Origin of the sequence: Streptomyces sp. Y7, from assembly GCF_043195415.1 — a bacterium.
Classification (GTDB): Bacteria; Actinomycetota; Actinomycetes; order Streptomycetales; family Streptomycetaceae; genus Streptomyces.
Window position 1 is genome coordinate 50057 of sequence record NZ_JBIDDQ010000001.1, and the last position, 12112, is coordinate 62168.

At 69.8% G+C, this 12112-nt stretch carries 10 protein-coding genes and 1 pseudogene; 3 read left to right on the forward strand and 8 right to left on the reverse strand.

Going from position 1 to position 12112, the window contains the following annotated elements; translation table 11 throughout:
* Positions 1-129 precede the first annotated feature (129 nt).
* Positions 130-516, forward strand: coding sequence for a hypothetical protein (locus ACGFW6_RS00150; protein WP_393502799.1), 387 nt, complete (start codon positions 130-132; stop codon positions 514-516).
* Between the two features lie 141 nt (positions 517-657).
* Here the strand turns inward: ACGFW6_RS00150 and ACGFW6_RS00155 are convergent, their stop codons facing one another.
* The 4 genes and pseudogenes from ACGFW6_RS00155 to ACGFW6_RS00170 all read right to left on the reverse strand — a co-directional run.
* On the reverse strand, positions 658-2157 hold the full coding sequence (locus tag ACGFW6_RS00155; protein WP_393502801.1) for a UvrD-helicase domain-containing protein: 1500 nt from the start codon (positions 2155-2157) through the stop codon (positions 658-660).
* On the reverse strand, positions 2154-2630 hold the full coding sequence (locus tag ACGFW6_RS00160) for a hypothetical protein (protein ID WP_393502803.1): 477 nt from the start codon (positions 2628-2630) through the stop codon (positions 2154-2156). Before ACGFW6_RS00160 ends, ACGFW6_RS00155 begins: the two co-directional genes overlap by 4 nt.
* Positions 2631-2632: 2 nt before the next feature.
* Positions 2633-3490: a DUF6083 domain-containing protein gene (locus ACGFW6_RS00165; protein ID WP_393502805.1), complete on the reverse strand. Its 858-nt coding sequence runs from the start codon at positions 3488-3490 to the stop codon at positions 2633-2635.
* A gap of 163 nt (positions 3491-3653) precedes the next feature.
* A pseudogene (locus tag ACGFW6_RS00170) lies at positions 3654-3914 on the reverse strand (helix-turn-helix transcriptional regulator); the annotation flags it as partial.
* Positions 3915-4557: 643 nt separating this feature from the next.
* Here ACGFW6_RS00170 and ACGFW6_RS00175 point away from each other — a divergent pair.
* Together ACGFW6_RS00175 and ACGFW6_RS00180 are read left to right on the forward strand one after the other, a co-directional pair.
* Complete coding sequence (locus tag ACGFW6_RS00175; RefSeq protein WP_393502806.1) at positions 4558-5154, forward strand: hypothetical protein; 597 nt, start codon at positions 4558-4560, stop codon at positions 5152-5154.
* A 194-nt stretch (positions 5155-5348) separates the two neighbouring features.
* Positions 5349-5981: a hypothetical protein gene (locus tag ACGFW6_RS00180; protein ID WP_393502808.1), complete on the forward strand. Its 633-nt coding sequence runs from the start codon at positions 5349-5351 to the stop codon at positions 5979-5981.
* A 34-nt stretch (positions 5982-6015) separates the two neighbouring features.
* Here the strand turns inward: ACGFW6_RS00180 and ACGFW6_RS00185 are convergent, their stop codons facing one another.
* The 4 genes from ACGFW6_RS00185 to ACGFW6_RS00200 form a co-directional block, all read right to left on the reverse strand.
* A complete protein-coding gene (locus ACGFW6_RS00185; protein WP_393502810.1) occupies positions 6016-6735 on the reverse strand; it encodes a helix-turn-helix domain containing protein in 720 nt (239 codons plus the stop codon).
* Positions 6735-8819, reverse strand: a complete 2085-nt coding sequence (locus tag ACGFW6_RS00190; protein WP_393502812.1) for a hypothetical protein — start codon at positions 8817-8819, stop codon at positions 6735-6737. The genes ACGFW6_RS00185 and ACGFW6_RS00190 overlap by 1 nt, the downstream gene beginning before the upstream one ends.
* Before the next feature lie 22 nt (positions 8820-8841).
* A complete protein-coding gene (locus ACGFW6_RS00195) occupies positions 8842-9327 on the reverse strand; it encodes a DNA-binding protein (protein ID WP_393502814.1) in 486 nt (161 codons plus the stop codon).
* Positions 9328-10148: 821 nt separating this feature from the next.
* Positions 10149-12107: an SsgA family sporulation/cell division regulator gene (locus ACGFW6_RS00200; RefSeq protein WP_393502816.1), complete on the reverse strand. Its 1959-nt coding sequence runs from the start codon at positions 12105-12107 to the stop codon at positions 10149-10151.
* Positions 12108-12112: the final 5 nt, after the last annotated feature.

Below are 12112 nucleotides of genomic sequence, written 5' to 3' on the forward strand. Positions count from 1 at the left end.
AGGCACACGCGGAACGGTCACTTCAGTGTCGCTCTTCCACGGGCTCGTCACTGTCCGCTTCTCCAACGGCGCTGAGGTCCCTTCGGTCAAGCTGCACCAGATCACGCACGCCTAGGAGGTGAGGCGGTCATGCATGAAAATGCACCCAAGCCGGTACGACCTACGCAGTGGCTGGCCTGGGCTGCGCTTCAGGTGTGGTTCACGCCGTTCGGGATCTATGCCTACGGGGACATGTCGCGGCCCCCGTGGAACGTCGGAACCAACTGGGCCCTGGGTTTTGCGGTCGTGCTGATCGCCATACCCACGGTCTACGGCCTGTCGCTCGTCCAACAGGTCTTCGCAGTCCGCCGCTACCATGAAGGGCTCCGCGAGGCTTACGCCCGCCCACTCTCCCCGACCTGCGAGGGGTGCAATGTGAGGCCGTGCTCGTGGAATACCCGGACCGGCGAATGGATGGACACCTGCTCGGCCTGTCGGGGGGACGCATACTTCGACAACGACCACATGATCGGCTAACCGTGCCGCGTTTCCGATACCCGCATCCGCGGGGTGCCGCGGTCGGCCGCGGCACCGACTTCTGAAACGATCAGTAGGCGCATCCGGCCTGCCCGCCTCGGCAGCAACTGCTCGAGAGGCAACTGATGTTCGAGGTTGACCTCACTGCACATCATGACCCGATTGACGCCAGCCAGGTGGGGTGCCGTCAGGGTGAAGATGAATCCAAGCGAGCCCGCCTAGATCGAGGCGCTGGCGAGTGCGAGTGACAGCTACATAGGCCAGACGTGCTTCGGCGTCGTCGATGGGATCGGGGGACGTCTCGGCACCTGTCTGCTCGTCGGGAGCGTTGTCCTCGGCCCGGGCGAAGTCGTGTGCGATGAGCACGCGGGGCCATTCGCGTCCTTTCGCCTTGTGGGCGGTGGAGACAGTGATCTGGGCGTGGAGCTCCGGGGCGAGTTGGGCGACGGCGGCGAGGATGGCATCGGTGCCGTGAGTGTCGACGAGGTTGACCAGGGGCTGCAGGTCGCGGCCGGCCGGGTCGTAGGCGGCGTAGTCCTGCAGATCGCTCCAGCAGGGGAAGAGGATGAGTTCGGGGTGGTGGGTGCGGCGGCCTTCCTTGAGGTCACGGGCGGCGAGGGCCAATGCTTGCAGGCTGCCTCCTCCCCCGGCCAGGGCGACCCGGTAGCCGGCTGCCATGAGGGTCATGACCTGTGCCATGGCGCCGACGTTGGTGCGGCACAGCACGGCGTCCGGCTGGGTGACGGGGCCGAGTTCGGTGGGCACGGCAGGGGTGCCGGTGAGTCGGATCGGGGCGTCGGCGAGGTGCAGCCAGCGGTTGGCTTCTGCGGCGAGGTCGGGGCCGAAGCGGAAGGACTGGGACAGGGTCAGCTGGGTGCCGTCGAAACCGGTCATGACGTCTTTAGCGCCGCGCCATTGGTAGATGGCCTGGGCGGAGTCGCCGACCATGACGAGCTGGGCGTGGTCCCGCTGGGCGAGGAAAACCTGTTCGACGACGGGGTTGGTGTCCTGGGCCTCGTCCAGCAGCAGGAAGTCGGCCTGGATGCTGGGCTGGGTGAGGGCCCAGGCTTTGAGGTAGTGGTCGTGGTCGTAGCGGACGGCGCCGTCCTCGGGGTGCTGCAGGTCGGCCCAGGCTTTGCGGGCGAACGGCACGATGTGGGCCGCGAGTTGGGCGTGGAGGTCGGTGTCGTCCAGGCCGCGCATGCGTGGGACGTGGTGGTGGGTGATGGCGTCGTCGGCGGTGTGGCAGAAGCGGGTGACGGTGCGCAGGGTGGCGTTGGAGAGTGCTTTGGGGGTGACTTCGCGGTCTCCGATGCGGAGGGCTTTGGTGATGCCGAGGGCCTGGCCGGTCTGCCAGACCGGGCGGCGGGGTGCGTTCAGGCGGCGGGTGTAGCGGTGGCCAACGGCTGCGTAGGCGAGTCCGTGGGCGGTCTTGCACTGGACAGTGGCCGGGAAGCGGGCGCGTGCGTCCTGGGCGATGGCGCGGTTGTAGGCGAGGTAGCGGCCGCGGCGTGTGGTGGTGGCGTGGGCGAGCAGGGTGAGGGTCGTGGTCTTTCCGGTGCCGGCGCCTGCCTGCAGGGCGAGGTGGTCGCCGGAGTGGAAGGCGTCGGCGGCTGCCGTCTGTTCGTCGGTCGGTTTCACAGCTCGGGTCCTTTCTGGGGCCAGGTGAGGGCGTGCCCGACGGCGGACAGCAGGTGTGCGGGGGTGGTGTGGGCGAGGAGTTGGCGTACGGCGTCGTCGAGGCGGTGGGCCTCCCGGTTGTCGTGTTCGGCCAGCGTTCGGTGGAGGGCCTGTCGTAGGTAGCGGTCAGGAGTGAGGCCTGCGTGGCGGGCGTTTCGTTTCAGAGCAGTGTGGATGGAGGGTGGGAAAGCCACGTTGAGCAGGACCTGTCCGTGCGCGTCCGGGTAGTGGGTGGTGATCACGTCGATGGGCAGCTGGGCGGTCAGGCGCCGGCGTAGTCGGTGGGCGGCCCGTTCGGGGGTCTTGCCGCTCGCAAGGGCAATGAGCCGGGTGGTGTCGTGGTTGGCGGCGAGCGGCCAGGTCTGGGCGGCGTGGCGCAGTTCGACCGATGTCAGGGGCCGGGTCAGTGCGATTTCCAGGGCGTGGTGCGGCATGGTTACCGGTTTCTGCGCCCGCGGGCCGGGGGGTGGGGCAGGCGGGTGCGGATGTGTGTTGCGTGCAGGAGGGGGTCGAAGGGCTGCCAGCCCGCCAGGGCGAGGTCGGCGGCGCCGGGGGCGGTGACGTGTTGGGGGCAGCGCTGGGCGCGCCAGCGCAGTTGCTCGCTGTAGGGGAGGTCGCCGAGGTCGTAGACGGCCATGAGGACGTTGGGCAGAGTCAGCTGGTCGCGGCGGGGTGCCGTGGGCAGAAGTCTCCAGGTTCCGGCCGGTCCGGCGGGGGTGAGGAGGGAGTGAGGGCAGCGGTGGCGGTTACGGGTCTGGGCCACGCAGCGGATGTGCTCGACGGCGTGCTCGGCGAGGTAGCGGCACAGCAGCATCTGCACGACGGGACGGACAGGACGCTCGGCAGCCTGTGGACAGCTCTCGGCAGGTGGGGCGGGGGTGAAGGCGCCGGTGTCGGTCAGGCGGCGGGTACGGACAGCGAGCTGGCGGCGGATCTCGTCGAGATAGGGGTTGGTTCGGCAGAGGGGGGTGCGGCGGGGGCAGAGCACGGCGTGAGGGATTCGACACCAGGGGCTGCCGTCGCTGTGGGGGTAGGCGATGCCTCCGCCCAGATGCCAGCGGCAGGGTTCGGGGACGTGCGTGGCGCCTAGTTCGGTGGGGTGCAGGGCGATGGGCCGCTGGTCGGCGCGCTGGTAGAGGTCGATGCGGTTGCCGCACTGGCGGCAGCGGCCGCTCCGGCCAGCGCGCAACAGCCGGCTGGGGCTGGTGCCTGCTACGCGCAGGGGCCGGAAGCGCTTGGTGATGCGGGGACTGCCGTCCCAGTGCCGGGCGGCAGGGGCAGGAGTGGAGCACATGGCCCGGACGGTGCCAGGCGACACGCAGTTGCGGGCGACATGGCGCCGCAGGTATCCCCCGGCCAGCCCAGCAATGCCGAACAAGTGACCCAAGGCGCACATATTTGTTCGGTGCCCGTTTGCCGTTCGGGTGATTTGCGTCAGAGGGCTGGAGCGGGCGCCAGGCCTCTGGGGTGCCGGGCGGGGTGTGGTCGTCGCAGAGGGCGCCGAGGAGGTACTCGATGGGTACGTCGAAGGCGTGGGCGAGGGCGTGCCAGGTGGTGACGGTGCCGGTGGTGCGGCCGTGTTCGAGGTCGATAAGGGTGCGCCGGGCCAGGCCGCTGCGGCTGGCGAGCTCATCGAAGGTCCAGCCGCGCGCGCTCCGCAGGCGCGCGAGGTTGACGCGCAGTGCGGTGAGGTCGGGGTCGGGCGGCAAGATCGTCACCCCACCATCCGATGGTGCAGACACCTGCCCTGTCAGTGCAGACCTCAGCACTATTTGTCTGGGTGGCGAAGACGTCCATCACGGTGCACAGCTCTGCACTACCGTGCGGCTTACCGGCCCTCTGACGCCGGGGCAACGACCACCTCGGGCACGGACAGACAGGGAGGACGACCAGCCCATGAGGCTCGCCGGCGCGCACACAGCAGTGCGGCGCATCTGGACAGTGGAACTGCGTCCGCGACCGGGCGGCCCCGCACTCGTCTGCCCCACCTGCACCGCTCACACGTCTGCGCTCACGGGCCCCTCCGCACGGGCGGCCGCCCTGGCTCACCTGGCGTGCCACGCCCGCACCGACGCGCTGCCCGCCCATCTGCGTAGCTGCCAATGCCAGGCGCGGGGCTGCCGGTGGCATCCGCGTCACCGCGGCTGCGCGGGACCGGTGCTGCTCGCCCTCACCCGCGACCGCAGCGGCCGCGCCTGGCGACTGGCCGACACCTGTGCGGCCTGCGCCGCGGCGACCAGCCACACGGCCGTCGTGCCAGACACGCTGTCCGGCTCGCCTGGACCGTCAGTCTCTGCCCGTCCGGCTCCGCCCGCGCACCGGCCCCACTCCGGGCTCCAGGAGCGAGCGCGGGTGCGGGAGATGCTCACCTACCTCGGCGCCGCGCTGCCCCGGTTCACCTCCCCCGCCGCCCGGCTGCTGGCCCTGCAGTGCGCGCTGCGTACTGACATCCGTGGTCATGTCCGACTGCCTGGGGGCCTGTTGCAGGGCATGCGTCTGCGCCGGAACCGCGAGCTGTGGCTGGAGCTGGCCCATGCTGGCTGGCTCGCGTTGCCTGACTTCCGGGCGCTGCCGGTGCAGGTGCGGCTGCTCGACGCCGCGGTGCTGGACCAGGCGCCCGGGCGCCGTGCCCGTTGCCGCGCCGCTGACTGGGCACTTCGGCCGCTTCCTCTGGTCCTGCCGGCCGCGGCACCCGCACTGCGGCTGACCGCTCTCGTGCTGGCTGCACACACCTGCGCCCGCGGTGAACACAGCGCCGACATGGACATCCTCAGTCGCCTGTGCGGGCACTCCCCGCAGCAGACCGGCGAATTGCTCGACCGGCTGGTGGCCACACGCACCCTGAGGGCATGGCAGCACAACCGGGACACCGATGAGGTGTGCTGGCGATTGCCCGAGCAGCAGGCCCAGCCATGTTCCGCCGGACTGCCTGGTGGCCATGGGGTACGAGAATTGTGAGACTGTCTCAAGAGTAAGAAGTCACCACCTGGCACGAACAACCAGCGCTGTTCGTCCGTACCATCTGTACGCCGAGGCATCTTGCGGCATCTGCGGCGCCCTTGCCGGGCCGCCGATACCTCGCCCGAGAAGGGGCGTCGCCCGCATATGGCACAGCCCCGCAGGACGTTCAATCGCCGAGGAAGGTCAGCCCCATGCCCCAGACAGCAGCTCCCGCCACCGAACTGACATCGCAGTACGTCGCTCAGGTGACCAATGACCTCGAACGCAATGTGAAGGAGCAGGAACGTCTCAGCGAGGAGATCGCGTCCCTGCAAGAGCAGCTCGCCGCGGTGCAGCACGACCACTCGGTGCTGGTGAACGTGCAGCAGGCACTCGGCGTAACTGAGGCACCGGCCCAGCCCTCCGCGAACACCGAGAGCGCCGTAGTGCCCTCCCCGCGGCAGAAGACCCGTGCCGCGCGCGGCGGGAAGCAAAAGGCCCGGAAGCCGGCCGTCGCGCCGAAGAAGGCAGCACTCAAAAAGGCCGAGGCTAAGTCGGCCGATGCCGCACCGGCAGCCCAGCCCACTCTGGTCGAACTCATCCGCCGTCACCTCCTCGAACTGAAGGAACCCCGCTCGGCTGCAGAGATCTCCGCAGCCCTCGTCCAGGCCCACCCCGAGCGTCAGATCGCGGCCAAGGTCGTGCGGGTCACGCTCGAAGGGCTCGTGGCCAAGAGCCAGGCGGAGCGCACCAAGCAAGGAAGGTCCGTCTTCTACACCGCTCCCGCCTCCAAGCCGGCGGATGCGCCTGGGGATGAGGCGCAGCCCGCAGAGGCTGACAGCTGACAGCACGGAGAGACGCGGCTGTCCCAGGGCGCTGTCAGCGGGGGCGCCAGGTGCGGACCTCAAGGTGGATGATGTGGGCGTCCGGGCGGATGCGCCCGGTTTCCACGAGCCATTGGTGTACGGCTGTGGTGACGTCGCCGCCTGCGGCATCCACACGACGGGCGAAGTCGGCAGCGTCGAACCCGCCGGTCTGCGCGGAACCGTAGGAGCGCTCCTCGGTGTGGTCGGCGCGCTGGATGACCTCGCGGCGGATGCCGGGCGAGTCGACGCGACTCCCGGAAGGATGCACGTAGCCGGTCTTGGCGAGACGAACGGTGAAGGCCAGACGCAGTCCCAGGCGGGCGGCTTCGGCGATCAGGGGGCGCAGGCGGGCGGAGCCGGAGGCGATGGCCTGGACGCCGACGCGGCCGGTGCCGGATCCGGTCGGGGTGATCAGGACGGCCTTGCTGCGGACCCGGGCGCGGGCGCCGGAGGCGGTCGTGCGCCGCTGGGTGTGGCGGGCAGCGATGGCAGCGAGCTCAGGCAGTTCGGTGATGCCTGCGGTCTCGACGGCGGCCAGGACTTGCCGGAGTGCGGGGACGAAGGCAGCCCCCTTGTTCTTGGTGTAGAACTGCGAGACCAGGGACGGGTCACGGGCGATGATGCGGGCGATGTCGCGTTTGGTGTAACCGGCCTGCTGGAGCCGGTCGGCAAGCTGCGCCGCCTCGTTCAACTCCCCCCGGCGGCCTCTCTGGTTGCGGCGGCGGGGCGGCATCAGGCCTCCCGCTCAGCGGTGAGGGCCGCACGACCGGCGTCCCGCAGGGTCAGGAGCTCTTCCTCTGTGGCGGGGGCCATGACGGGGCCGGTGAGGCGGCCGCGCATGAGGTAGTCGCCGGGCTGGTGGTGGTAGGGCCAGTTCTGGGGCTGGGTGAGGTAGAGGGCGTCGGTGCGGAAGGCGACCACGGTGCCGGGCGGGCTGTGCAGGGCGCCGGCGTAGGTGTCGTCGTCGCGGTGGCGCTGGGTGAGCAGGGCGGCGCGGGCGCCGGACCAGATCGCGGCGGCCCATTCGGGGTGGGCGTTGGGGTCGCGGGCGAAGCCGGTGGGCTTCTGCCAGGTGATCAACTCGTCGTCGAAGCCGAGGATCTCGGCATCCGGCGGCACGTCACGCTCGGCGCTGCGCGGGGTGGTGCCGGTGACCATGCGGGGGCGCTGAGCGAAGGCACCGATGCCGTACAGGAGGATAGAACGCACCGCGCGGGAGGCGAGGTGCGCGGCACGGGCCTGCTGGGCGTCACCCTGGAAGTGCGCCTGGGCGGAGAGGTTGGACCACGTCTCCTTGAGCTTCTTCGCCCAGTCGTCCAGCGGTTTGCCGTCGTCCCACAGGATGCCGTCGAGGATCTCGACCTTCCATGGCATCAGGGGGTTGGTCAGGGCGGTGTGGATTTCGGGGCCACCCGCCCAGGTCGTGAAGGTGGTACCGGGTCCGGCCGGGTAGTGCCAGGCACGGTCTCCCGGGGCGGGGGCCGGGAGGAGACCGACATGGTTCCAGGTGTCGGGGACCGTCACGCGGACCTGCCAGTGCCCGCACCCGTACAGGGCACGCATCTGCTCCTTCTGCGACCAGGCGGCGAACGTGCCAGCGGTGACGCGGCGGGGGATGCCGACCGGGGACTTCCAGGTGTGCTTGGCGTAGGCGAAGGTGCGGTCGTACTCAACAAGTTGAGGCAACTGGTCGGGCAGGCGGGGCGGGGTGATGAGTTCATTGCGGCCCTGTCCGGCGGTGGCGTGCAACAGGCCGCGCAGTTCCTCGGACAGCACGGGGAAACCGTCGGAGTACTGGCCGCGGGTGGGGATGGTGCGCGTCCACAGGTCGCGGCCGGTCTGCGAGGGCGAACCCATGAGGACGGCGTCGTTCCAGTGGCGGCGCAGGGCCTGCCACAGCAGCACGAACGCGTCTCGGACAGTTGCAGGGTCATCGCCGTCGACGTCGAACCACTCCCCCACCGAGCGGATCTCCACGTGGCTGTCGCCGCTCTCGCGCTGGTAGCGGCCGACGGGGTTGCGGGCGTGGACGAAGTGTCCGGCCATCCGGTCGCGGCCACGGCCGGTGTCGGTACGCCAACCCGGTGTGGGGGCGTTGAGCCAGGCGGCGACGGCGTCGCGCAGGTAGGGGTAGCGGCCGGTGTCGCGATGCCAGGGGTCGCCTGCGGTGATGTAGATCCGTTCCACCCCCTCGGGGACGGCGTGGAAGACAGCCGTGAGGAGGTCCGCGGCCGACCGGTCGGCGAGGTCGAGGTGGTGGGTCTGGTTGCGGTGGACCAGGACGCCGGTGTCGGTGTCCAGGAAGACGGTGGAGCGGGCCTGCTGGGTGAAGTTGGGCCGGGTGGAAGCCAGGCTCGGGGCGTGGGCGAGCCAGGCGTCCCCCTGAGGCCCCGCGGGGAGGGAGGGCAGATCCCGCGGCGGCTCGGAGGCTGCGGGCGGCTCCAAGACCGCTTCAGTTGGGGCAGGGAGGGCGCGCTCGGGGAGCGCCGCGCGGGCGGCAGGGGCGTGCTGCCGCGGGGCGGGGGCGGATTCGGCGACGGCCTGGGCGGCCAAGGACGGCTCAAGTGCGTGCGGCCGCGGGCTATCGACGGCAAGGGCGTCCGGGGCCAGGGCGGGGGCGAGGGCCACGACGTCGGCCACGCTCACGCCGGCTGCCGGGGCAATCCGCTGGGCGTTTGCCTTTCCATAGGAGGCCAGCTGGACGATCCGCTTGTCCCGGTCCGCTTCCTGCTTCGCCAGCGCTGCCCGCGTCTTCTTGATCTGGTCCCGCACGGCGCGCAGGTCGGCAAGCGCGGCGCTGTAGCTCTGTGCGTCCATCGAGCATTCCTTGTCCGGGCGTTCAGCGGGCGGTGGTTTGGGTGGTGACGTACGCGATGGCACCGCCCGAGTGGGAGGCGAGACGGGTGCCCAGCAGCAGCTCGGCGAGCCAGCGGTCACCGTCCAGAGTGGAGGTGATCGAGGTGTTCGGCGCGGCCAGGTCGGTGACGTAGCCGGCCAGGCGCGCGTCCGGGAAGGCGTGACGGCCAGCGGAGTTCTTCTCCCACCGCTCCAGGCCGGTCAGAACGGCCACGACGTATCCCGAAACCGTCACCGGCAGCACTCCCCCGGCGGCAACGCTCGCGGCATCGCACCGCCACCAGCCGCGCAGTGCCTTGAGCAGGTCCTCGGGCGGGAGGGTGCCCGCGAAGCCGAGCCAGGAGCGCTCCGATTCATCAGCGCGCCGCGCCGCGTCGACCCGCAGGACGGCGATTTCCCCGGCCGGCAGCTGATCGAGTCGTGCCTGCTCACGCGTTTGAAGGGCCTGGACCACGTGGAGCGGGACCATGACACGTACACCACGATGGGACAGCCCCGGCAGCACTCCGGCTGAGATGAGGCGGCGGAAGGTGGTAATCGCGCATCCGAGTTCTTCCGCAGCCTGTCCGGTCGTCAGCAGCACATCACCCCTCCTATCCCTACTCTGATATCTGATTCGGCATGCACGATAGTCAGGAGAGTGAAAGGGCGTCAACACACATCACTCCGGCCACTCCGGCAGACACTCCGGGCTGCCCGGTGGAGGCCACGCTCACCATCGTGGCCCGGACGGCCGGGCTCAAGCGGCATTTCCGGGTGCGGGATGGCGCCAGGGACACTCCGTCGAACGCTCCGCGCCGAGGGCGCGGCAGCCTTGGCGGTGTGAGCCAAAGGAGCGGGCGCAACTGACCTACGCGGAGACGACCACCATGCTGTGAGGGGCCGAGGGCAGCTCCAGTCTGCCGGGCGGACCGTCCAGGTGCGCTCGACAGCCCTGGCGCGGCCGTATGCGGGCGCCGGGCCAACCGCCGGTGGTGCCGGGCTCGTTGTCGCCGCAGGCAAGAGCATCCCGTCAGTCATCACGGTCTTCGCTGTCAGCGGTTCGAGCAAAGCGCCACAGGCCCCCAGGCTCGCACGGCATCACGGCTGGGTGCTGGAGCGGCCCTGGGGGCGCATGCGCGACCGCGGAGGGTGCGCCGGAGTGCTCCGGTCTGGATTCTTCATGTTCCGGGAACGGCGTATCAGAAAGCCAGCCGCACAGCGGACGCTGCACAAGTCGGCCCCCCTGCCGTCCCGTCAGGCCGCCGACGGCCCCAACCGCCTGGAGAGCGCCGCCGCTCATTGCGGCCCTTACCTGTCGTCGGGAGGTCGGTCTACCCCGTGCAGATGCTGTTGGAGGGTGTCCCACGCTGTGAAGCGCTCTTCGGCTCCCCTAGCGACGGTCTGCTCGGTGCGCGTCAGGAAACAGCGAAGCTTCTCCCGGGGCACGGCCAACAGCGCCGCGCCCCGGGACGGCTGGAGTTTGAGGAAAGTGTGGCGCTGCTCCGGAGGGGTTCCGGGGTCCTGGCTCCAGGCGACGACGTCTCCCAGGCCCGCACGCTGGTCCAGCCCGAGCATGAGGAGTTCGCGCGCGAGATTCCATGCGACGTCGGGGCCGTTGGGGACATGGAAGACAGCCTCGACTGCGTAGGGGTCACCGACCCGGTAAGTCAAGTGCAGCTGCACCGCTGCGGCGCGGTGGTCGCCGAAGTGCAGCAGTGCGCTGAGGTCGGCGACCACATCCTGCACGAGAGCCATTCCCTGCCCCAGGATTGGCAGTTGTGCGGAGGTGAGTTCTTCACCCAGCCCAGGCACGCGCGGGGAGGAGGCATCCGCTTCCAGCCTGGGGTGCCACAGCTCTGGCGGTGAACCCCCAGACGCGGGCGGCTTGATCCAGGGGGCACGGCTGGGGAAATAGCACGGGTTGTTGCTCCCGCTCTTCCCAGTGGGTGCTCCGGCTGCTCCGGCCATCGTCCATCGTTGGGCCCACAGGGGCACGCGGCCGGGCAGCAGGCGTTCGCCGTGCAACCCGCTAGCAGCTGGCCACAGCGTCGCCGGGGCTCGCTGGCCGGAGATGTCCAGATCCGACCACAGCAGCACCCCTGCCATCGCCAGCTTGAGGCGGATCGACCGGACGGCGAGGTGCCGGTTTGGCCACGGCCAGAACAGGCAAGTGCGAGTTCCCGTGGCCGCTGCCAAGCTGCGCGGCAGGGCCCACAAGCCGGGCGTCCAGAACCCGTTGGTTGCGCCGTTCGATGTGTCTGCAGACATGGAGTGCTCGACTCCGAGCAGGCCAGCGTGGATACCGCTCACGCATTCCTCTGCCAGGTACCACGGCAGCAGGTGACCTGAGGAGGCAATGACAGGCCTGTGCTGCGGAGCCCAGCAACGCGCGTCCCCGGCGGCGCGGTGGCCTACGAGAAGCTCGTGTACCTGGCTGTGGGGAGCAGGGAGGAGCTCCTGTTGCAGAGCGGTGGGTGTACTCCATTTCCAAAGTCTGTCTTCGTGGACCGCGCCCGCGCGGTTTTCATGCAGTGCGAGATTGGGGATTACCGCGGCCCACCTGAGCGCGTCAAGGAAGGCTTCGTACCGTTCCGCGAGGGCGCCCGGCCACGTTTGACCGCGTGTGCCGGTCCCGTGGTGCAGGTAGGCGTTGCGGATGGAGGCGATCCCGCGGGGAATGCAATCGGATGCGGGCGACTGCTCTGCCTGTCCTGAAAGGGCAAAGATACTCATTGGATTGCGCGGCTCCTGGCGGAGCAGCGCGTTGGCGATGGCGGACTTCCCGCTGGTGCAGTGCCCGACAAGGACAATCAGGTTGTCGTGCCCTCGGGTCGTGGAGAAGAGGAATCGGCGATCATGCGGGCCGCCGGTGAGGAGTTCGCGCAGGGCTACGGCTGTGGGGCGCGCGGTGGTGTGTGCATACAGGTCCGCAGTTCCTCGGGCGTGTACTTCGCCCGCAGAGCTCGAGCTCAGATCATCCACGACCATGATCAGAGGTGTTCGACCGGTAGTTCGGTCCTGGTCATAGGCGGTGTACAGGTGTGCCATGTCGGTGGGCGGGGCCGGCGTGGTGCTGGTCGGCTGGATGGGGCGGGCGGGCGCACGGTGGGCGGTTTCCGCGGCCCGAAGGTGCTGTCGAAGTTCTTCGTCCACACTGTTTTGGGCTGCGCGGACGTGCGGTGCGCCAAGACTGGAGCGATCCAGCAGTGCTTCGAAGTCGTCGTCCACGGCCGGCAGGAGCGACGGCTGCTCGTTGGAGAGCTTCATCGTGG